The sequence below is a fragment of the Streptomyces sp. HSS9-12 genome (genome assembly GCF_054963655.1).
In genome coordinates this window covers 70,513-91,536 of record NZ_JBUEGC010000016.1, presented here as the reverse complement: position 1 = coordinate 91,536, position 21,024 = coordinate 70,513, and the positions used below count along the sequence as shown (strand labels likewise).

18 protein-coding genes and 1 pseudogene are annotated in these 21,024 nt (G+C 70.1%); 11 read left to right on the top strand and 8 right to left on the bottom strand.

What is annotated here, in order from left to right; all coding sequences use genetic code 11:
* Nucleotides 1-361: 361 nt before the first annotated feature.
* Together ACY34J_RS11340 and ACY34J_RS11335 are read left to right on the top strand one after the other, a co-directional pair.
* Nucleotides 362-1,969 (top strand): MFS transporter, encoded by a 1,608-nt coding sequence (locus tag ACY34J_RS11340; RefSeq protein WP_462726380.1) that lies wholly within the window; start codon nucleotides 362-364, stop codon nucleotides 1,967-1,969.
* Between the two features lie 36 nt (nucleotides 1,970-2,005).
* The gene (locus ACY34J_RS11335; RefSeq protein ID WP_462726357.1) at nucleotides 2,006-2,632 is read left to right on the top strand and encodes a potassium channel family protein; all 627 of its coding nucleotides are present in this window, start codon (nucleotides 2,006-2,008) and stop codon (nucleotides 2,630-2,632) included.
* 138 nt (nucleotides 2,633-2,770) lie between these two features.
* Here the strand turns inward: ACY34J_RS11335 and ACY34J_RS11330 are convergent, their stop codons facing one another.
* The 6 genes from ACY34J_RS11330 to ACY34J_RS11305 all read right to left on the bottom strand — a co-directional run bounded on the left by ACY34J_RS11330 (nucleotide 2,771) and on the right by ACY34J_RS11305 (nucleotide 8,557).
* The gene (locus ACY34J_RS11330; protein WP_462726356.1) at nucleotides 2,771-3,175 is read right to left on the bottom strand and encodes an SHOCT domain-containing protein; all 405 of its coding nucleotides are present in this window, start codon (nucleotides 3,173-3,175) and stop codon (nucleotides 2,771-2,773) included.
* Nucleotides 3,176-3,410: 235 nt separating this feature from the next.
* Nucleotides 3,411-4,835 carry a hypothetical protein gene (locus ACY34J_RS11325; protein ID WP_462726355.1) on the bottom strand — a complete coding sequence of 475 codons (1,425 nt, stop codon included), beginning with the start codon at nucleotides 4,833-4,835 and terminating at the stop codon, nucleotides 3,411-3,413.
* A gap of 87 nt (nucleotides 4,836-4,922) precedes the next feature.
* Nucleotides 4,923-5,120 carry a hypothetical protein gene (locus ACY34J_RS11320; protein WP_462726354.1) on the bottom strand — a complete coding sequence of 66 codons (198 nt, stop codon included), beginning with the start codon at nucleotides 5,118-5,120 and terminating at the stop codon, nucleotides 4,923-4,925.
* 163 nt (nucleotides 5,121-5,283) lie between these two features.
* Nucleotides 5,284-5,805 (bottom strand): hypothetical protein, encoded by a 522-nt coding sequence (locus ACY34J_RS11315; protein WP_462726353.1) that lies wholly within the window; start codon nucleotides 5,803-5,805, stop codon nucleotides 5,284-5,286.
* Between the two features lie 263 nt (nucleotides 5,806-6,068).
* Complete coding sequence (aceB, locus tag ACY34J_RS11310) at nucleotides 6,069-7,682, bottom strand: malate synthase A (protein ID WP_462726352.1); 1,614 nt, start codon at nucleotides 7,680-7,682, stop codon at nucleotides 6,069-6,071.
* Nucleotides 7,683-7,927: 245 nt separating this feature from the next.
* Nucleotides 7,928-8,557: a nucleotidyltransferase family protein gene (locus ACY34J_RS11305; RefSeq protein ID WP_462726351.1), complete on the bottom strand. Its 630-nt coding sequence runs from the start codon at nucleotides 8,555-8,557 to the stop codon at nucleotides 7,928-7,930.
* A gap of 334 nt (nucleotides 8,558-8,891) precedes the next feature.
* Between ACY34J_RS11305 and ACY34J_RS11300 the strand changes: the two genes are divergently transcribed.
* On the top strand, nucleotides 8,892-9,221 hold the full coding sequence (locus ACY34J_RS11300; protein ID WP_462726350.1) for a DUF5955 family protein: 330 nt from the start codon (nucleotides 8,892-8,894) through the stop codon (nucleotides 9,219-9,221).
* A 334-nt stretch (nucleotides 9,222-9,555) separates the two neighbouring features.
* Here ACY34J_RS11300 and ACY34J_RS11295 read toward each other — a convergent pair whose 3' ends face one another.
* Nucleotides 9,556-10,365 (bottom strand): IclR family transcriptional regulator, encoded by an 810-nt coding sequence (locus tag ACY34J_RS11295; protein WP_462726349.1) that lies wholly within the window; start codon nucleotides 10,363-10,365, stop codon nucleotides 9,556-9,558.
* Nucleotides 10,366-10,872: 507 nt separating this feature from the next.
* Between ACY34J_RS11295 and allB the strand changes: the two genes are divergently transcribed.
* From allB to ACY34J_RS11265, 6 genes are all read left to right on the top strand, one after another.
* Nucleotides 10,873-12,219, top strand: a complete 1,347-nt coding sequence (gene allB, locus ACY34J_RS11290; RefSeq protein WP_462726348.1) for an allantoinase AllB — start codon at nucleotides 10,873-10,875, stop codon at nucleotides 12,217-12,219.
* A gap of 2 nt (nucleotides 12,220-12,221) precedes the next feature.
* Nucleotides 12,222-13,367, top strand: a complete 1,146-nt coding sequence (gene alc, locus ACY34J_RS11285; RefSeq protein WP_462726347.1) for an allantoicase — start codon at nucleotides 12,222-12,224, stop codon at nucleotides 13,365-13,367.
* 316 nt (nucleotides 13,368-13,683) lie between these two features.
* The gene (locus tag ACY34J_RS11280; RefSeq protein ID WP_462726346.1) at nucleotides 13,684-15,039 is read left to right on the top strand and encodes an MFS transporter; all 1,356 of its coding nucleotides are present in this window, start codon (nucleotides 13,684-13,686) and stop codon (nucleotides 15,037-15,039) included.
* Between the two features lie 120 nt (nucleotides 15,040-15,159).
* Entirely contained in the window at nucleotides 15,160-15,588 is a 429-nt protein-coding gene (locus tag ACY34J_RS11275) for a guanyl-specific ribonuclease (protein ID WP_462726345.1), read from the top strand.
* Between the two features lie 269 nt (nucleotides 15,589-15,857).
* The gene (locus ACY34J_RS11270; protein ID WP_462726344.1) at nucleotides 15,858-16,496 is read left to right on the top strand and encodes a bifunctional 4-hydroxy-2-oxoglutarate aldolase/2-dehydro-3-deoxy-phosphogluconate aldolase; all 639 of its coding nucleotides are present in this window, start codon (nucleotides 15,858-15,860) and stop codon (nucleotides 16,494-16,496) included.
* Between the two features lie 135 nt (nucleotides 16,497-16,631).
* Entirely contained in the window at nucleotides 16,632-17,831 is a 1,200-nt protein-coding gene (locus ACY34J_RS11265) for a cytochrome P450 family protein (RefSeq protein WP_462726343.1), read from the top strand.
* Between the two features lie 220 nt (nucleotides 17,832-18,051).
* On the opposite strand, the gene ACY34J_RS11260 is transcribed toward ACY34J_RS11265, so the two are convergent.
* Nucleotides 18,052-18,996: a threonine/serine dehydratase gene (locus ACY34J_RS11260; RefSeq protein ID WP_462726342.1), complete on the bottom strand. Its 945-nt coding sequence runs from the start codon at nucleotides 18,994-18,996 to the stop codon at nucleotides 18,052-18,054.
* Nucleotides 18,997-19,163: 167 nt separating this feature from the next.
* On the opposite strand from ACY34J_RS11260, the gene ACY34J_RS11255 reads away from it, so the two are divergent.
* Both ACY34J_RS11255 and ACY34J_RS11250 read left to right on the top strand, forming a co-directional pair.
* Nucleotides 19,164-19,883: a GntR family transcriptional regulator gene (locus ACY34J_RS11255; RefSeq protein ID WP_462726379.1), complete on the top strand. Its 720-nt coding sequence runs from the start codon at nucleotides 19,164-19,166 to the stop codon at nucleotides 19,881-19,883.
* Between the two features lie 116 nt (nucleotides 19,884-19,999).
* Nucleotides 20,000-21,007: pseudogene (locus ACY34J_RS11250) on the top strand (sugar ABC transporter substrate-binding protein); the annotation flags it as partial.
* Nucleotides 21,008-21,024 lie beyond the last annotated feature (17 nt).

The window sequence follows — 21,024 nt, the reverse complement described above, 5'->3', positions numbered from 1 at the left end:
GCCGGGAACCGGTACTGCCATAGTCACCCCGCTTCACCTGTGATCGCCAAGCGGGCGCCGAGCAGGCCGCGGGGCCCGGTGGCCGAGATCGCCTCCGACCGGGTGATTCACCTTTGTCCGAGACGCCGCAACCGGATGATCGGAGCCACGTGAAGGATGGTTGTCACCCCGCTGCGGCACGACCGGCGCCGCCTGGTGGCCGCCGCAGCAGGCGGTGCCGCGGTGCCGCTGCGGCGGGCGGGGTGCCGCGGCAGCCGGTGACACTCCGTACGGTACGCGACACGATCCGGCACCGCGGTGGGAGACGATGACGTCCGTTCAACCGGTCGGTGCCCGGTCGGGCTCTGTGGAGGTGCGCACGGTGCGGCGTTGGCGGGCTCTGGTCATCCTGGGGACGGCCCAGTTCCTGATGGTGCTCGATACCTCGGTGATGAATGTGTCGATCAGCCGGCTGGTGGAGGACTTCGACACCGAGGTGACCGCGATCCAGGCCGTCATCACCCTCTACACCCTGGTCATGGCCGCGTTCATGATCACCGGAGGGAAACTCGGGGACATGTTCGGGCGCCGCCGGATGTTCGCCGTCGGGCTGGTCGTGTACGGAACGGGGTCCGCTCTGACCGCGGTGGCGCCGAAGCTGTGGGTGCTCACACTCGGCTGGTCGGTCATCGAGGGGCTCGGCGCGGCACTGGTGCTTCCGGCCCTCGCAGCCCTGGTGGCGGGCGCCTACAGAGGACGGGACCGAGCAGTCGCCTATGGCGTCATCGGAGGTCTCGCCGGGGCGGGCATCGCGGTAGGGCCGCTGCTTGGCGGCTGGGTGACGACCTATCTGACCTGGCGGCTGGTCTTCGCCGGTGAGGTGGTCCTGGTCGTGGCCATCCTCGGTTGCATCCGGTGGGTCGAGGAGCGGCAGCGGCCGGAGCGTCCGGCCGCCCGGCTCGACGTCGGCGGCGCGGTCCTGTCGGCCGCCGGCCTGGCCTGCGTGGTCCTGGGCATCCTGCAGAGCAGCACCTGGGGATGGCTGCGGCCACGCGCCTCCCCGGTCACGGTATTCGGCTTCTCGTTGACCATGTTCGTCATCGCGGCGGGAGGTTGCCTTCTCGTCCTCTTCCGGAGGTGGGAGCGCCATCAGGAGTCCAGCGGCCGGGAACCTCTGGTGCGGTCCGCTCTGTTCGGCATTCCGGCACTGCGCTCCGGCCTGACCATGCTGCTCAGCCAGAACATGATCCTGCTGGGGCTGTTCTTCATCATTCCCCTGTACCTCCAGGTCGTGCAGGGCCTCGACGCGTTCCAGACGGGCCTGCGGCTCCTGCCCGTATCGGTCACGATGCTGGTGTCATCGATGAGCGGCCCCCTCCTCGGCCGGATCGCCGGCCCGCGCGCGGTGGTGCGGCTCGGTCTGCTGGTCCTTCTCGTTTCGATCCTGTGGCTGCTCGGCACCATCGAGCCCCGGCTGGACGATCTGTCGTTCGCGCTGGCCATGGCCGTGCTGGGGCTGGGGATGGGCCTGCTCGCCTCCCAGCTGGGCAACGTGGTGCAGTCCAGCGTCGGAGAGGCCGAGCGCAGCGAGGTCGGCGGACTCCAGTACACCGCCCAGAATCTGGGGTCCTCCCTCGGTACCGCGCTCATCGGCGCCATCCTCATCGGTGCTCTGGTGAGTGTCTTCACATCGCAGATCACCGAGGATCCGCGGATCTCGGACGCGGTACGGCAGCAGGCCGGCATCGCGATCGAAGCCGGTGTCAGCTTCGTGAGCACCGACCAGGTACGGGCGGCGGTCGAGCGCAGCTCCGTGCCGCCGTCCGAGGCGGACGCCCTGGTGGAGAGCTATGCCAGGGCCCAGCTCCACAGCCTCAAGGCGGCGATTCTGGCTGCGGCCGGGATCACGCTGCTCAGCCTTGCCTTCACCCGTCACCTGCCGACGGCCCGGCTCCCCAGGGCTCCGGCCGAGGCAGCTGCGGCCTCCTGACCCATCGACGAACGCGGAAGTGGGAGAACAGAGCAGGTGGAAGATCCGGACGCGCGGCATGAAAGCGATGAGATGCGGAGCGGCGCCGGCGAGGGTGCGGGGCGATACGGGACGGCCGGCTCGCTGGTACGGGCGGTGGCGCGGCCGCTGCTCACCGCGGCCGGTCTCGTCGTCGCGTACTACCTGCTGCCGATGAACAGGCCGTTCGCCGGGGGTGGGGCCGTCGGTCTCGTCCTCGGTCTGATCGCTGTTCTGGTGATCTTCACCTGGCAGATCCGTATGATCGCGCGCTCCCCCCGCCCCCGGTTGCGGGCCGTCCAGGCCTTCGCGACCGTTCTTCCGCTGTTTCTCCTGCTCTTCGCGGCCGCCTACTACCTCCTGGAGCAGTCCGAGCCCCGCAGCTTCACGGAGCCTCTGACCCGGACGGATGCCCTGTACTTCACGATCACGGTATTCAGTACGGTCGGGCTCGGGGACATCGCCGCCCACTCGGAGCCGGCCCGAGTCGTGACGATGCTTCAGATGACGGGTGACATCTTGATCGTCGGAGTGGCGGCACGGATGGCGGTCGGCGCGGTCCAGGCAGGCCTCCGCCTGCAGCGAGGCGACACCGATGCCCCGGGTGAGACCGCAACGGGCGAGGAGCGCCAAGACGGCGGGTGACCACCCCCGAAGCTCCGGCGTCGCACCTGACTCCCCTGGTCATGGCTTGGGATTGGTCCGTACGACGCACAGCGCCCAGATGATGAACGCGTAGAGCGCGATCAGCACCGCAGGCTGTTCCCGGAAATCTCGACGGTGCTAGTGCAGGATCTTCTCCTTGGCGCGCTGGAACTCGGCCTCGGAAATGTCGCCCCGGTTCTTCAGCTCGGAGAGTTTGGCCAGTCTTTCCACGTCTCCGGTCGCGCCGGCAGCCACGTCCCGGATGTAGGAATCCATTGCCGCTTGCTGTGCGCGCGCGTGCTCGATGTCGCGCTCACCCATACTGCGACCACGCGCGATCACATACACGAAGACACCCAGGAACGGAAGGATTATCACGAAGATGAGCCAGCCGGCCTTCGCCCACCCATTCATCGTCCGGTCACGGAATATATCGACGATGATATGGAACAGCAGCATTATCCACAGGACCCACAGAAAGATCCACATCGCGGTAAGAAAGGCGCCGAGGACCGGATAGTCGTACGCCAGATAGCCAGCCATCGTTCTCTCCTGCTTTCAGCAGTTCGGCTTCCACGGTCACGCGGCAGCCGTCGGCGGCTGCGGCAAGTACTGGCACGCCGGTCCCTCCGGACAGCGGCTTGGGTTGCCACGGCCCGCATCTGCCACAGTGCGACGACAAAGTGCCGCGCGCATCACCCTCGGCGGGTGACCCCGACCAGAGGTTGGGCGGCAGGACCCGTGCGCGGTGCGACGACGCATGAACACGGCGCAGGACTCACCGTGGCCCTGCGCTGTCCGGCGGCTGTTCCTGCTCAGGACCTTCCTCCGTAGGCGCCTCGCCCCGAGCAGCCGGAGGCCCTGCCGCGGCGGCGGCTGGAGCGACGGCGCGGGGTGCACCGGCCGCGGCGAGGATGCCCAGCACTGCCAGTACGGCGACGACGATGACGAGGACGAGGGCGACGGAGGCCGGGGTCGGGTAGTTCCACAGCACCAGCGCCAGCGCGCCCGCCGCGATGACGATCCCGGTGGTCCAGGGACGGTGGGCCTCCAGCCAGCGGCCCACCGGCCCGGTGCGCAGCCCGATGCGCGCGAGGGCCCTGCCCGTCGCTCCGGTAACCGCGGCGGTGCCGGACCGTATGGCGCGAGCGCCGCGTCCGGGCCCGTACAGATAGGCCGCGACCGCGGTGATCGCGGCGACGACGAGCACGGTGTACGTGCTGTTCCGCAGGAAGCGCACCAGGGTGTCGAAGACGACCGCCGCGGCGGCCCGTGGCTGTGCACTCGGGGGTACGGAATCGATGTAGAGCTGGCGCACCACGTTGAGGCCTACGAGGAGCAGGAGCATCATCACGCCGGTGCCGATGCCCGCTGCCATCAGCGCCACCCGATGTGACGGCGCCGCCCACACGGCCACGGCCGCCAGCACCACCACGGTGACGGGCAGCCAGATGCCGACGGTGTCGAGCACCATCATCGCGGTCTGCGCCTTCTGTACCTTGTCGGACTTGATCAGCACGATCTGCCGGTCGACATCGGGGATGTACTTGGCCTTTTCGAAGCCGGCCTGAATGAGCCGCTGCTGGACCCGGTCCACGACCGTGCCGATGTCCAGCACGACGGTGTCGCCCTTGGCCTGTACGGCGCTGGTGCCCTCGCCGGTGAGGACCTTCACCACGGCGGCGTGCGCGCGTTGGTTGGCGAAATCCCACGTCTGAGCAAACTCGTCACTGGTGACGACCTTGCGCACCACTCGGTGGACGACGTCGGTCACGGCGTTCTCCAGCGGGCCGGACAACGCCCTGGCCTGGTTGACGACCACCCGGGGAGCGTCGTTTCTCGCCAGGACGTCCGCCAGAGCGTTGGTGACCCGCTCGACTTCGAGCTTGTTGACCACATCGCGGGTCAGGCGGTTGATCACCACGTTCTGCACCACGGGCTCTCTGGCCAGTGGGGCGACGGTTTCGACGTACCGGTCCTGGTCCGTGATCTCGGATTTCGCCCAGGTGGCGACGACCCCGAGCGGCGCCAGGAGAAACGCCAGCACCAGGAGTACGGACGTCGCGGCGTACCGCAGTCCCCGATGCCGTGTTTGCGCGGCACGGTGCAGCCGCTCGTACTCCGCCCGCTCGGAGGCCGTCAGGGGACGCTCATCCGCCGGGCGGCCGCGGTCCTCGGGGGCGGGGGTGTCTGAGGTGGCCATGGGCTGCTCCTTTCCTCTGTTGCCCCCTGACGACCTCGTCCGCGCTGCCTTCGGGGCGCGCCGCGACACGAGCGAGCTGGAACGCCCTCAGTCCGGCAGCTGGCGCATCTCGACCACGTGAAGGCCGAGGTCCTGGAAGCGCATCAGCAGCCCGTACAAGTGCGCCTCGTCGGTGACCGATCCGAACAGGACCGTCTGCCCGGACACCGCCACCTTCTCCAGCTCGGGGAACGCTTCGGCCATCGGCGGGGACAGGCAGCCGGTGACCCGGAACTCGTAGTGCATGGCGCACTCCACCGTGGGTCGACCGATGGTGCTTTCCTCGTATGCTGCCGCGCGCGCGACAGCCGGCCATCACCCGTGCCAGGTGACATTCGCTCCGGGTCCGAGCCGGTCTGGATGTGCTGTGTGCACCGGTCGCCTGACGGGGGTCCGGTTACTCCCTCCGTCAGTGCTGGAGTGCGGTCTTGACCGCCACGATGATCAGCCCAAGCAGAAGGTTGACGGCACCGGCGGCGACCACCAGATGACGAGGCGCACCGGCACGAACGACTGCGATGCTCGCCCAACCGACTTGCTCGGTCACGGCGACAGCGAGCGCCAGCCACGCGGCCCCTCCTGGTCCCAGGCCCAGTAGCGGGCTGATCGCCACGGCCCCGGCCGGTGGGACGGCCGCCTCCACGATCGGCCACTCATCCGTGCAGACCCGACGGACCTCCTCCCATGTCAGTGGCTGGTGGACCAGCCTGTCCCCGACGAGACGGGAATAGACGTGGGCAGCCCAGAACACCCCGCCCGTACTGAGCAGCAGCACGATGAGCCCGAGCCGCGGATACACACCCAGGGTTCCGGCCCCGGCCACCACCGAAGCGGCGAGGAGCGAACCGTAGACCGCGCCGGCGTAGTCGGTCCGAGCCGCGCCCGGCGGCTGCTGAGCGTCGTCGCCGTGTGCGGTGGCACGACTCGTCACACATCCAGGCTCTCCTGGGCCGCCGTGACCCGCATGTCCGCTCTGGTCCGTGAGGCCCAGTGGCCCGCAGGGGCGGCGGACTCCGGTGGGGCGCCGTGCGTCGCCCTGGTGGGCGGGACTCTGCCACGGCCGCGTAGGCCCCGGACCATCACGCATTCCGACCTGCGGCGCCGGCAGCGCATCACCGTTTCGGGGGGTGGCGGGAAATGCGGACACGGGCCGTCGTCCGCCGTGGACGAGGGCCCGTGTGCGGTGCATTGCGGTCAGCCGAGCAGTTCGTACGCGGGGAGGGTGAGGAAGTCCTCGTAGTTCTCGTCGAGCGAGACCTGGAGGAGCAGGTCGTGCGCTTGCTGCCACTTGCCGGACGCGAAGGCCTCCGGGCCGGTCTCGTTGCGGATAGCCTCCAGTTCCTGGGCGGCGACCTTGCGGGCCAGCTCCGGGGTGGCCTTCTCGCCGTTCTCGAAGACGACGCCGGCGTTGATCCACTGCCAGATCTGGGAGCGGGAGATCTCCGCCGTCGCGGCGTCCTCCATGAGATTGAAGATGGCGACGGCACCCAGGCCGCGCAGCCACGCCTCGATGTACCGGATGCCGACCTGGACCGCGTTGACCAGACCGCCGTACGTCGGCTTCGCGTCCAGCGAGTCGATCGCGATCAGGTCGCCGGCCGCCACCGACACGTCCTCGCGCAGGCGGTCCTTCTGGTTGGGCTTCTTCCCGAGCACCGCGTCGAAGGAGGCCATCGCGATCGGCACCAGGTCCGGGTGGGCGACCCAGGAGCCGTCGAAGCCGTCGCCGGCCTCGCGGTCCTTGTCGGCGCGGACCTTCTCGAAGGCGACCTTGTTGACCTCGGCGTCGCGCCGGGACGGGATGAAGGCCGCCATGCCGCCGATGGCGTGCGCGCCGCGCTTGTGGCAGGTACGGACCAGCAGTTCGGTGTAGGCGCGCATGAACGGGGCGGTCATCGTCACCGCGTTGCGGTCCGGCAGAACGAACCGGGGGCCGCCGTCACGGAAGTTCTTGACGATGGAGAAGAGGTAGTCCCAGCGGCCCGCGTTCAGGCCCGAGGCGTGGTTGCGCAGCTCGTAGAGGATCTCCTCCATCTCGTACGCGGCGGTGATCGTCTCGATCAGGACGGTGGCGCGGATGGTGCCCTGCGGGATGCCCACGTAGTCCTGCGCGAAGACGAAGATGTCGTTCCACAGCCGGGCTTCGAGGTGTGACTCCGTCTTGGGGAGGTAGAAGTACGGTCCCTTGCCGAGGTCGAGCAGGCGCCGGGCGTTGTGGAAGAAGTAGAGGCCGAAGTCGACGAGCGCGCCCGGCACCGCTCGGCCGTCCAGCCGCAGGTGCCGCTCATCGAGGTGCCAGCCGCGCGGCCGCATCACGACGGTGGCGAGCTCCTCGGCGGGCTTCAGCGCGTAGGTCTTGCCCTGCGGGGTGGTGAAGTCGATGCGCCGCTCATAGGCGTCGATCAGGTTGAGCTGGCCCAGGACAACGTTTTCCCAGGTGGGGGCGGAGGCGTCCTCGAAGTCGGCGAGCCACACCTTGGCGCCCGAGTTGAGGGCGTTGATGGTCATCTTGCGGTCCGTGGGGCCGGTGATCTCCACCCGCCGGTCCTCGAGGGCGGCGGGCGCCGGGGCGACCTGCCAGTCGCCCTCGCGGATGTGCGCGGTCTCCGGCAGGAAGTCCAGGGTCGAGGTGCGGGCGATCTCCGCCCGGCGCTCCTTGCGGCGCGCGAGGAGCTCGTCGCGGCGGGGGGTGAACCGGCGGTGGAGCTCGGCCACGAACGCGAGGGCCGCGTCGGTCAGAACCTCCCCCTGCCGCTCCACAGGCTCGGCGTCGACGATGGCCAGCGAGGAAGGCGCTGGTGCGGACATAAGGTTGTCACTCCTTCAGCGGGCGGTGCCCGTCCGGCCGCGCTGGTACGCGGCACGGGGTGCCGCAGTGCTCCGGGATACGGTCGCGGGCGCGGTCTGAGGTAGAGGGTGCTTCTGAACAGTGGAGAATAGTTTCCTCATAGTGGAAGTACAAGGTGTGTTGACGTCGAGATAATGTTTTTGCGCCCGATCGGGCGACGAGATGGCTCTCAGTGCCACCCCTGCCTGCCGAGCCCGCGCACGGCTCAACTCCCCAGCAGCTTCAGGTCCTCAGGGGTGTCGATGTCGTCGGGTGCCGCGATGTCCGAGCAGTCGATCAGCGTGATCTCGTCCGCGTGTGCCTGGAGATACGTACGCGCTCCCCGGTCGCCGACCGCACTCGCCGCGATTTCCGGCCAGAGGGCGCTGCCGAACAGCACAGGATGGCCGCGCCGGCCCCCGTACGCGGCGGCCGCCAGGCTCGTCGGCGAGCGGAACGCCGCCACCAGTCGGGCCACCGCGTCCGCGCCGATCCCCGGCTGGTCCACCAACGTCACCACCGCCGCCCGCGCGTCACTGCCGGCCAGGGACTCCAGTCCCGCGCGCAGCGACGAGCCCATGCCGTCCGCCCAGTCGGGGTTGTCCACCAGGACGCAGCCGGGCAGCTCGGCCCTGGCCCGTACGTCGTCTGCTGCCGCGCCCAGCACCACGTGCAGCGGGCCGCAGCCGCCGTCCCGGAGCACGGCCGCCGCGTGCTCGACGAGCGGCCGGCCCCGGAAGTCCAGCAGTGCCTTGGGGCGGCCGCCCAGCCGCCGCCCGCCGCCCGCGGCGAGCAGCAGCCCGGCGACCGGGCCTGTGGGGTCGTTGGGCATCCGCGCGGCTGCGAAGTCTGTCATGTGCCCCTGCATATCGCACCCGTGGCCCCAGTGGGTGTCGGCGTCGGCCCTGTTGCGGGCTGGGCAGGCACCGATGTCCGGTTCATCCCTGTTGCTCCTCGCCCTGTCGAGCTGATTTTCGCCCTCCGTGTGGCGCCAGGTGCGGAGAGTGGCGTTAACTTGCCCGCGACGGACGCACGGGTCTCTTCTCTCCAGGCTGAGGGCGGCCGAGAGGGACGGGTCTGAGTGCCCGGACGCAGGCGAGCGCTGCGAGAGGGGCAGGAGTGCGTCGCGCATCGATCGAACGGACCGCGGCAGGCCGGCGGGCACCGCGGCGGCGGAGGGCGCCGTAGCAGTGGAGCAGAGGCGAGCGGTCGGCATCGACCAGGAGGCGTGGGTGGACGACCCGCGCCTGACGGAGTTGCGCGCGGCCGTCTCCCGGCTGCGCCGTGAACTCGCCGGGCACCCGGCCGAGTTGTCCGACCGGGGTGTCGCCGAGGACGAGCTGGCCGCCCTCGACGCCATGGTGTGCGCCGGAGCGCCCGAGGTGCCCCGGCTGCGCCGCTCCCTGCTGCTGGTCGCCGGGGCGCTGGGCTCGGTGAGCGCGCTGGTGCCCGCGCTGACCGAGATGCGTCAGGTGATCGACGCGTTCAGCGATCTCCCGCGCCCACGCCCCGGCGGCTGACCGATCCTGGGCGGGGTCCGGTTCAGCGCTCGGGGCAGACGTGGCACCGGGCCTTGGCCCCTTGGCCCTGGCCCGGTATTCCGGGCTCGGTGCGGCACCGGCCTCAGGCCCTTGCCGGGGACCCGGGTGTTGACATGGCATGGGGACCCCGGCCCCGGGCTGGCGTCCCCGCGCCTTCGGCGCGGACTTTCCCCAACCACCGGGTGGCAAAGACTGGCGCGGACCGCCGGACCCTGCGGGGCCTGGCGGTCCAGGCCTGGCATGTGCACCCTAGCGGTGGGGGTGCAACGCACGGCGACGTGCGAGCCGCGAAGGCTGCGTTTCGCTTCGGCCGTCAGGCCGAGGTCGCATTCGCGCCGGTGCCGGCCAGCGCGGACGACAGCCCGGCCGCGACCTCCCGCAGCAACGGCACGATCTTCTCCGTGGCCGCCTCCGTCACCCGGCCGGCCGGACCCGAGATCGAGATGGCCGCGGGCGTCGGCGCGTCGGGCACCGCGACGGCCAGGCAGCGGACGCCGATCTCCTGCTCGTTGTCGTCCACCGCGTAGCCGGCTTCCCGGACCTGCCCCAGCGCCTCCAGAAAGGCATCGGGCGTCGTGATCGTCTTCTCCGTCGCGGCCGGCATTCCCGTACGCGCCAGCAGCGCCCGGACCTCCTCGGCCGGGGAGTTGGCGAGCAGCGCCTTGCCGACGCCCGTGGAGTGCGGCAGCACCCGACGGCCGACTTCGGTGAACATCCGCATCGAGTGGCGCGAGGGCACCTGCGCGACGTACACCACCTCATCGCCGTCGAGCAGGGCCATGTTCGCCGTCTCGCCGGTCTCCTCGACCAGCCGTGCCAGATACGGGCGCGCCCAGGTGCCGAGCAGGCGGGACGCGCTCTCGCCGAGGCGGATCAGCCGCGGGCCGAGGGAGTAGCGACGGTTGGGCTGCTGCCGTACATAGCCGCAGGCCACCAGCGTGCGCATCAGCCGGTGGATGGTGGGCAGCGGAAGTCCGCTGCTGCTGGACAGCTCGCTCAGCCCGACCTCGCCCCCGGCGTCGGCCATCCGCTCGAGCAGATCGAAGGCGCGCTCGAGGGACTGCACGCCGCCGGAGCCGTTGGCGGGCTTGGCGGTTGCGGAGGTGCTGTCGGACGGCGGCACGTCGCGTTCCTTTCGAGGCAGCAGATGGGGCCGACCACCGCGTCAGTGCGCGCGCCGCGGCCGACCGGCAAGTAGGCAGCCTACCCGGCCCAGCCGACCTCCACATCGGCCCTGACACTGCGTTCGCGCCGGTCACGGCTTGTTTGCCCACGTGATCGTGGCGTAGGCCCGTATCCCCGACCTGGCTAGTGGCGATAGCTACGGTCTGATTCCCGGAATCATCGTTCCAATACGTGGAATCCCTCAAACCGCGAAAGTCGGCTCCCCCGACAACGTCTCGCGGGGGCTGGCCGCCGAGGGCTGTACCGCGGTTCCCGCAGGTCGGGGCGGTGTCAAGGGCCGATTCGGCCGAGGCGAGGGGGTCTTGACGGACGCGGTGCCGGAGTGAAGACTCCCATTCAACAGATCGTTGAAATTTCGCTGTGTGGAAGCCGTTCTTCCTTCGGCACCACACACCAGATGCCGCGAGCACAGCCGCAGTGAGAAGCCGAGAAGAGGGAGACCCGGGTGTCCGAGGTGGAGCTGGTTCTGCGCTCGACGCGCGTCATCACCCCCGAGGGGACGCGCCCGGCAGCAGTCGCCGTGGCCGACGGCAGGATCGCGGCCGTGCTGCCGTACGACGCCGAGCCGCCCGCCGGTGCGCGGATCGAGGATTTCGGGGACGACGTTGTGCTCCCCGGCCTGGTGGACACCCACGTGCACGTCAACGATCCCGGCCGTACCGAGTGGGAGGGCTTCTGGACCGCGACCAGGGCCGCCGCGGCCGGGGGCATCACCACGCTCGTCGACATGCCGCTCAACAGTCTTCCTCCCACCACCACGGTGGAGCACCTCGAGATCAAGCGCGGGGTCGCGCGCAGCAGGGCGCACATCGACGTCGGGTTCTGGGGCGGCGCCATCCCCGGCAACACCAAGGACCTGCGCCCCCTGCACGAGGCGGGAGTCTTCGGCTTCAAATGCTTCCTGTCGCCCTCCGGTGTCGATGAGTTCCCGCAGCTCGACCAGCGCGAACTGGAGCGCGCCATGGGCGAGATCGCGAGTTTCGACGGGCTGATCATCGTGCACGCCGAGGATCCGCAGCGGCTGGAGAGCGCCCCGCAGCGCTGCGGCCCCCGCTACGCCGACTTCCTCGCCTCGCGTCCCCGAGAGGCCGAGAACGAGGCCATCTCCGGCCTCATCACGCTCGCCAAGAAGCTGCACGCGCGCGTGCACGTCCTCCACCTGTCCTCCAGCGACGCGCTGCCGCTCATCGCCGCGGCGAAGGGTGAGGGCGTGCGGCTGACGGTGGAGACCTGTCCGCACTTCCTCACCCTCACCGCCGAGGAAGTCCCCGACGGCGCCACCGAGTTCAAGTGCTGTCCGCCGATCCGCGAGGCGGCCAACCAGGACGCGCTGTGGGAGGGGCTGGCCGACGGGACGATCGACTGCGTCGTCTCCGACCACTCGCCCTGCACTGCCGACCTCAAGCGCTTCGACACCGGCGACTTCGCCCAGGCCTGGGGCGGCATCTCCTCCCTCCAGCTCGGCCTGCCCGCGATCTGGACCGAGGCGCGGGGCCGCGGCCACACCCTCGAGGACGTCGTCCGCTGGATGGCCACCGCACCCGCCGAGCTGGCCGGCCTGGGCCGGAAGGGCGCCATCGAGCCGGGCCGCGACGCCGACTTCACCGTGCTCGCACCCGATGAGACCTTCACCGTGGATCCCGCGGAGCTGCATCACCGCAACCAGGTCACCGCCTACGCCGGCAAGACGCTGTACGGCGTCGTACGGTCCACCTGGCTGCGCGGGCAGCGGATCGCCGACCACGGCACGACCACCGAGCCCACCGGCCTCCTTCTGGAAAGGCAGCGATAACCATGGCCGCGGAGATACCGCGCTTCACCGGCGATGCCGGCCCGTACGGCGGCGGCGACCCGTACGCCGACTACCGCACCGCCGACTTCCCCTTCACCCACCTCGCGGATCTCGCCGACCGCCGGCTGGGTGCGGGCGTCATCGCCGCCAACGACGAGTTCTTCGCCCAGCGCGAGAACCTGCTCATCCCCGAGCCCGCCCACTTCGACCCGGAGCACTTCGGGCACAAGGGCAAGATCATGGACGGTTGGGAGACCCGGCGCCGCCGTGGCATCAGTGCCGAGCAGCCGCACCCGGCCGAGGACGACCACGACTGGGCGCTGGTACGGCTCGGTGCGCCCGGCGTCATCCGCGGCATCGTCGTCGACACCGCCCACTTCCGCGGCAACCACCCGCAGGCCGTGAGCATCGAGGCCGCCTCCGCCGCCCCGTCCGCCTCGCCCGACGACCTGCTCGCCGACGACGTGAAGTGGACAACGCTCGTACCCCGTACACCGATCGGCGGCCACGCGGCCAACGGCTTCGCCGTCGACGTCGAGCAGCGCTTCACCCACCTGCGCGTCAACCAGCACCCCGACGGCGGGATCGCGCGCCTGCGGGTGTACGGCGAGGTCGCCCCCGACCCGGTGTGGCTCGCCGCCCTCGGCACCTTCGACCTGGTCGCGCTGGAGAACGGCGGCCAGGTACTGGACGCCTCGGACCGCTTCTACTCGCCGGCGACCAACACCATCCAGCCGGGCCGCTCCCGCAAGATGGACGACGGCTGGGAGACCCGCCGCCGCCGCGACAAGGGCCACGACTGGATCCGCTACGCGCTCGTCGGGCAGTCCGAGATCCGCGCGGTCGAGATCGACACCGCCTACCTCAAGGGCAACGCGGCGGGCTGGGCCGCGCTGTACGCCCTGGACGTCTCCGGCGGCGCCGACCCGGCCGACCATGCCTGCGACGCATGGGTGGAGATCCTTCCGCGCACGCGTCTGCAGCCCGACACCAACCACCGGTTCGTACTGGACGCGGCCCCTGCCGCCACCCACGTCCGGATCGACATCTTCCCCGATGGTGGCGTCTCGCGGCTGCGCCTCTTCGGCTCGCTGACGGAGGCCGGTGCTCAGCGGCTGGCGGCCCGGCACCAAGAGCTCGGCGGCTGACCCAACTCAGCGTGTTCGGGCTGTGCCTGACGCCCTTTCCGAAGCCGGCCGGTGTGCGAGGAGCGCACCGGCCGGACCGCTGTGTACAAGAACCGGCGGCTCGCAGCACTGCGCCGCACCGGGTCGCCTCGACACCGACAGTACGCGGCGCGCGCCCCTTCATACCTACTGGCCGGTACGAATCGATGCTGTTCATGCGGTTGACGCCATACCACCCGGTCGGTACGTTCACTCGCGCTCAGCCCCGGGATTCCGTTTTCGCTCGTCGGCGCCGACATCCCCATCCCGTCCCCACCCTCCTTCGAAGGGCGGCACCATGGATACATCTTCCGCTGCGAGCGCCCCCGCACCAGACTCCGCCGAGAGCCCTGCCCCTGATTCCGCCGAGGTCTCGCGCCGTCGCCGCACCGCCGGCGCCGCGGCACTGGCCGCTGCCGTCGAGTGGTACGACTACTTCATCTTCGGCATCGCGGCCGCCCTGGTCCTCGGCCACCAGTACTTCCCCTCCGCCAGCCCCGTCGCCGGCGTGCTCGCTGCCTTCGCCACCTTCGCCGTCGGCTTCCTCGCCCGGCCCGTCGGTGGCGTCATCGCAGGTCACCTCGGTGACAAGCGCGGCCGCAAGCCGATGCTCGTGCTCGCCCTGACCATCATGGGTCTGGCCACCACCGCCATCGGCGTCCTGCCGTCCTACGACAGCATCGGCATCATCGCGCCCGTGCTGCTCGTGCTGCTCCGCGTCCTGCAGGGCGTCGCCGTCGGTGCCCAGTGGGGCGGCGCGATGCTCATGGCCACCGAGTACGCCCCGCCGGGCAAGCGCGGGCTGTACGGCAGTCTGGTCCAGCTCGGCGTCCCCATCGGGGTCGTCACCGCCAACTGTGCCTTTCTCCTCGCCGCGGGCGTCGCCCCGGGCGCGGCCTTCGCCTCCTGGGGTTGGCGGTTGCCGTTCCTCATCGGTCTGTTGGTGCTGATCCTCGCCTGGTACATCCACACCAGGGTCGAGGAGACCCCCGAGTTCCGGGAGGCCGAACGTCGACTCGCCGCGCAGGAGAAGGCCGAGGACGGTGAAAGGTCACCGCTGCGCGAGATCCTCCGCAACCACCTGGGGACGGTGCTGCTCGCGGGCGGCTCGTTCGCCGTCAACACCGCGACCTTCTACATCCTCATCACCGGTGTGCTGGACTACACCACCCGCAGTCTGGGCATGGACCGCGGGTCCGTCCTCACCATCTCGCTGCTGGTCAGCACCTTCCAGCTGCTGACGATCCCGGCCGCGGCGGCGCTCTCCGACAAGTTCGGCCGGCTGAAGATCTACACGGTGGGTGCGGTCGGACTGCTCCTGTGGGCGGTGCCGCTGTTCCTGCTCATCGACACCCGTTCGCTCACCGGGCTGACCGTCGCGACGCTCGTCGGCAGCCTGTTCCTGTCCATCATGTACGGCCCGCAGGCGGCGCTGTTCGCCGAGCTGTTCACGGCCGAGATGCGCTACACCGGGGCCTCACTGGGCTACCAGATCAGCGCGGTTCTCGGCGGCGGACTCGCGCCGTTTGTGATGGTGCTGCTGCTGGAGTCCACCGGCACCTCGATGTCGGTCTCCGGCTACATCATCCTGCTGGCGGTCATCGCCCTCGGCTCGATCGCCGTCCTCAGGCGCCGCAACGCCACAGCAAGCTGACGCGGCTATCAGCTTTTCCGGCGGGCCACGCGGTTCGCCGGAAAAGATCGTGTGAACTCCCAGCAAGCAAAGGCCGTTTGGCGTTGACAGCCAGTCAGTCGTCGGCGTCATGCTCATGGCATGAAATTCCCCCCACGGATCGTCAGGACCGGCGCCCTCTGCGCCCTGGTCTCCTCTCTCCTGGTCGGCGGACCCGCCCTCGCCTCCGCCTCGCAGTCCACGGCCTCTCCGGTCACGCACGCCGCGGCGCCGTCCGCGGCGCAGGTCGGGGACATCTGCTACTCCGCCCTGCCGTCCGAGGCTCACGACACCCTCAACCTGATCGAGGCCGGCGGCCCGTACCCGTACCCCCAGGACGGCACCGTCTTCCAGAACCGCGAAGGCCAACTGCCGGCCCAGCAGAGCGGCTACTACCACGAGTACACGGTCAAGACGCCCGGATCGCCGGACCGCGGCGCCCGCCGCATCATCACCGGCGAGGCCCCTCAGGAGGACTACTACACCGCGGACCACTACGCCTCGTTCGACCTCATCGACGCCAACTGCTGAACCCAGCTCCCCGGGGGCGCGCCGATCGGGCCCCCGGAGGGGCCGATGTCAGTGGTGCCCGGTACGGTTCCGGCAGAAGTGACGTACGGGCGGGCAGCGGAGGCAACAGTGGCAAACGGGCGCGGCTCCGGGACGTTACCCATATCCGGCATCGCGCCCATGCTGTCGCCGACCGCAACCGACGCCACGACCCGTGTGACAGCCCTGGCCCGGTCGGCCGGATCGGCCGTGTCCGCGTCTTCGCACACACGAAAGGGCAGCCGACTGCCGTGTACCGCTGGGAGATCACCCGTGCCGCGCTGGCGCAGCGGGTCTTCGCCATCATCCGCACCGAGAGCTACGACCAGGCGGCCGCCGCGGCCGACACCCTCGTCTCCGCCGGGATCACCAGCCTGGAGATCTCCCTGACCACCCCGTTCGCGCTGGAGGTCATCACCACGCTCACCCGCGAGGTCGGCGAGGAGGCCCTGATCGGTGCGGGCACCGTTCTGGACGCCTCGTCAGCCCGGATGGCGATCGACGCGGGCGCCCGCTTCCTGATCTCGCCCGCGCTCGACGCCGACGTCATCCGCACCGGCCACCGCTACGGGATCCCCGTCTTCCCCGGCGTGGCCACCCCGTCCGAGATGGTGCAGGCCATGGAACTGGGCGCGGACGCACTCACGCTCTTCCCGGCCTCGGCGTATCGGCCCGGCTGGATCAAGGACGTACGCGCGGCGCTGCCCCAGGCGCCGCTGCTGCCCGCCGGCGGTGTGACCGTCGAGAACGCCCCGGAGTGGATCGCCGCGGGCGCGGTCGCGTGCGGTATGGGTTCGGAGCTCTCGGAGGGCGACCGGGACGCTGTGGCCAAGCGCGCGGCCGATCTGCTCGCCCGGCTTGCGGAGGTGGACGGCTTCGGCTTCGGCTGAACGCGGGTCCCCGCCGGGGCGCCAACATGTACCGCGTACAGGCCGATTGTCGCCCGAAATCGGCTGAATCGGGGCCCCTCAGGGCGCCGCGTCGCCGGTTAGTGTGTGCTCATTTCTCACCACCATGGGGGAACCATGAGCACAGACGCGCTGATCGACCTCGCCGGTCTCGGGGAGGACTTCACCCGGGACCCCTATTCCGTCTACGCCGAACTTCGCGCACGCGGACCAGTGCACCGGGTACGTATGCCGGAGGGCGCCGACGCCTGGCTCATCGTCGGCCATGAGGCGGGGCGTGCCGCGCTCGCCGATCCGCGGCTGTCGAAGAGCTGGAAGAACGCTTCCGCCGCGCTGGGGCTGTCCAGCGTCGCGTCGGGTACGCACATGCTGAGCTCGGACCCGCCGCACCACACCCGGCTGCGCAAGCTGGTCTCGAAGGAGTTCACCCCGCGCCGGATCGAGGCGCTGGAGCCGCGGGTACAGCAGATCACCGACGAGCTGCTGGACGCCATGCTCGCCCGTGCGGACGGCCGCGCTGATCTCGTGGAGGCCCTGTCCTTCCCGTTGCCGATCTCAGTGATCTGTGAACTGCTGGGGGTGCCGTTCCTGGACCGGCAGTCCTTCCGTACCTGGACCAATGACGTGACGTCAGACCCCGACGTGGAGGTACGGAGGTCAGCGTCGGAGGCGGCCGCCGGCTACATCGCCTGGCTGATCGAGGAGAAGCGGAAGGACCCGGGGGACGATCTGGTCAGCGCGCTGATCCGTACCACCGACGAGGACGGGGACCAGCTTTCCGTCAACGAGTTGATGGGCACGGTGTGGCTGCTGCTCGTCGCCGGGCACGAGACCACCGTCAACCTCATCTCCAACGGAGTCCTCGCCCTGCTCAACCACCCGGATCAACTGGCCGCGCTTCGCGCCGACTTCTCGCTCATGGAGAACGCGGTGGAGGAGATGCTGCGCTACGACGGGCCGGTTGAGACGCCGACGTACCGGTTCACCACCGAGCCCATGGACATCGGCGGCACCACGGTTCCCGGTGGGGGTGAACTCGTCCTGGTCGCGATCGCCGACGGGAACCGTGACCCGGAGCGCTTCCCGGACGCCGACCGCTTCGACATCCGCAGGGACGCGCGGGGCCATCTGAGCTTCGGCCATGGAATCCACTACTGCCTGGGCGCGCCGCTCGCCCGTCTGGAGGCGCGGGTGGCGGTCCGTACGCTGCTGGAGCGCTGTCCGGATCTGGCGCTCGACATCCATCCGGCGGCGATCACCTGGCGCACGGGCATGCTGATTCGCGGGCCGCAGCGCCTGCCGATCCGCTTCCGCTGACCGCCCCTACCCCGCCCTTCCCGATACTGGGGCTCCGCCCCAGACCCCGTGCCCAAGAGGCTGAGCGCCAGGATTCGGCGGCCGCAGGGGCAGCTCCCAGCAGCAGCTGAGAGGTGCCCCGGAAGAAGGCGGGCGAGGAGTCCGTCCACAGGGCGAGGATCCGCCGCCAGCCACCGCTGGGGCGCCTCGTGGGGGCATGCGGAGCCCGCCGCAGGCGCGCCTATCGCCGGACCAGGTCCGAGGGATCCGTATTCGCGCCGCACAGGATGACGCAGATCCTCTCGCCCGGCGCCGGGACGTACGCCCCGGACCGCAGCGCCGCCAGTGCGGTGGCGGCCGCGTGCTCGACCGCGAGTCTGCTCTCGTCCCACAATGCCTGCCGAGCCGAGACGATCGCTTGGTCCGAAACCAGGACGGAGCGCACATCGGCGCGCTGCGCCCAGCGCAACGCGGTCTCGGACACCCGACGGGCTCCGAGGGAGTCGGCCGCGACGGACTCCACCGGCACGTCCACCACCCGCCCGGCCTCCAGCGCGGCGTTCAGCGCCCGGCAGCGCTCCGGCTCGACGGCGACGACCCGTACGCCGTGGTGGTCGGCGGCCGCGGCGATCCCGGAGAACAGCCCGCCGCCTCCGACTGCCACGACCACGGTGTCCACCCCGGGCAGACGGTCGTGGATCTCGGTGAGCAGGGTGCCCGCGCCCGCGGCGATCAGCGGGTGGTCGTAGGCGTGCGACTCCAGCGCGCCCGAGGCGGCCGCGTACTGACGGGAGGCGTCGAGGGCCTCGGCGTACTCGGCGCCGACCTGCCGTACGTCCGCGCCGAGCGCGCGCAGCCTGTCGGCCTTCACGGCAGGCGCCGTCTCCGGCAGGAACACCGTCGCCGGCACGCCGTGCTGCGCGGCGGCCCATGCGCAGGCGAGCCCGGCGTTCCCACCGGAGGCGATGACGACACCGGCCTCCGGCATGGTGCCAGCCTCGACGTGCGCGGCGGTGAAGTTCGCCGCGCCGCGGGCCTTGAAGGACCCGGTGTGCTGCATGAACTCGAGCGCCAGCCACAACTCGGCGTCACGGAAGGTGTCCGTCGGTGCGAGGGTGACAGGCCGGGTCCGTCCGGCGATACGGTCCCGGGCGGACTTCACATGGCCGTAGGTCAGCGCTGTCATGTCCCCGAACGTACCCCAGGCGTCAGGAGGAGCGGTGCAGGTCACCGCACCCGGCCCGGATATGTCCGGACAATCAGTCTTACAACTTCCCGTCATCTGCCCTGACGGCTACGCTCACGACCGTGGCGAAGCACGAAGCAGACGCGACGGGCGCACTCCAGCTCAGCGTGGACCGCAACAGCCCGGTCCCGCTGTACTTCCAGCTGTCCCAGCAGCTCGAAGCGGCGATCGAGCAGGGCAAGCTCGCCCCGGGCAGCCTGCTCGGCAACGAGATCGAGCTGGCGGGGCGGCTCGGGCTGTCCCGCCCCACCGTCCGGCAGGCGATACAGTCGCTGGTCGACAAGGGTCTGCTCGTACGCCGCCGAGGTGTCGGCACCCAGGTCGTCCACAGCCAGGTCAAGCGCCCGCTGGAGCTGAGCAGCCTCTACGACGACCTTGAAGCCGCGGGCCAGCGACCCGCGACCCGCGTACTGCGCAACACCGTCGAGCCGGCCACCGCGGAGGTCGCCGCCGCGCTCGGCGTCGCCGAGGGATCCGATGTCGTTCTGATCGAACGGCTGCGGCTCGCGCACGGCGAGCCCATGGCCCATCTGCGCAACCATCTGCCCCTCGGTCTGCTGGAGCTGAACACCGAGCGCCTGGAGGCCACCGGCCTCTACCGGCTCATGCGCGAGGCCGGCATCACCCTGCACAGCGCCCGGCAAACGGTCGGAGCCAAGGCGGCCGATGCCGAGGAGGGCAAGCAGCTCGGCGAGCCGGAAGGCGCTCCGCTGCTGACGATGCAGCGCACGACCTTCGATGACACCGGCCGGGCCGTCGAGTTCGGCTCGCACACCTATCGCGCTTCGCGGTACGCCTTTGAGTTCCAGCTGCTCGTCCGCGGCTGAATCGGGCCCATCCGAGTAAGAATGTTCGGACAAAGTATTGACGGGGTGTGCCGCACGCCGTTAGAACTCCCTGCAGCCGCACCGAGGCGGCCCCGGCAGGGAAGGCGGACCCCACGATGGCGTGCAGACGCGCAGCGCGTACGACCCGGACAGCAGCCGCACTCGCGGCGACGATCGCACTCACAGTCACCGGGTGCAGCAGCTCCGGCGGCAAGGGAGCCGAGGACAAGGCCGGCGGCACGAGCGCCGCGAAGGCCGTGAACACCCCGCGCCTGAAGATCGCGATGGTGACCCACTCCGGGGAGGGCGACACCTTCTGGGACATCGTGCAGAGCGGTGCCAAGCAGGCGGCCGCCAAGGACAACGTGGAGTTCCTCTACTCGGCCAACAAGGAGGGCGACCAGCAGGCCCAGTTGGTGCAGACCGCGATCGACCAGAAGGTAGACGGTCTGATCGTCACCCTGGCCAAGCCCGACGCGATGAAGGCCGCCGTCGCCAAGGCCGTCAAGGCCGGCATACCCGTGGTCACGATCAACTCCGGCGGCCGGTTCTCGACAGCGGTCGGCGCGCTCTCGCACATCGGCCAGGACGAGACCATCGCGGGTGAGGCGGTGGGCGAGGAGCTGAACAAGCGCGGCCGGAAGAAGGCGCTCTGCGTCATTCACGAGCAGGGCAACGTCTCCCTCGAGGACCGCTGCGCGGGCGTGAAGAAGACCTTCAGGGGCTCCGTACAGAACCTCAACGTCGAGGGTACGAACATGCCCGCCACCCAGTCCTCGATCGAGGCGAAGCTCCAGTCGGACAAGGACATCGACACCATCGTCACCCTCGGCGCGCCGTTCGCCGCCGCCTCGGTCAAGGCGAAGAAGACGTCCGGCAGCAAGGCCGAGATCGACACCTTCGATCTCAACGCCCAGGTCGTGAAGTCCCTGGGCGCCAAGGAGATCGGCTTCGCCGTCGACCAGCAGCCCTATCTGCAGGGCTATCTCGCCGTCGACGAGCTGTGGCTCTACAAGACCAACGCCAACGTCCTCGGTGGCGGCAAGCCCGTCCTCACCGGACCCGCCGTCGTCACGGAGAAGGACGTTCCGCGGCTGGAGAAGTACACCGCGCGCGGCACCCGTGAATTTCCCGAAAACCG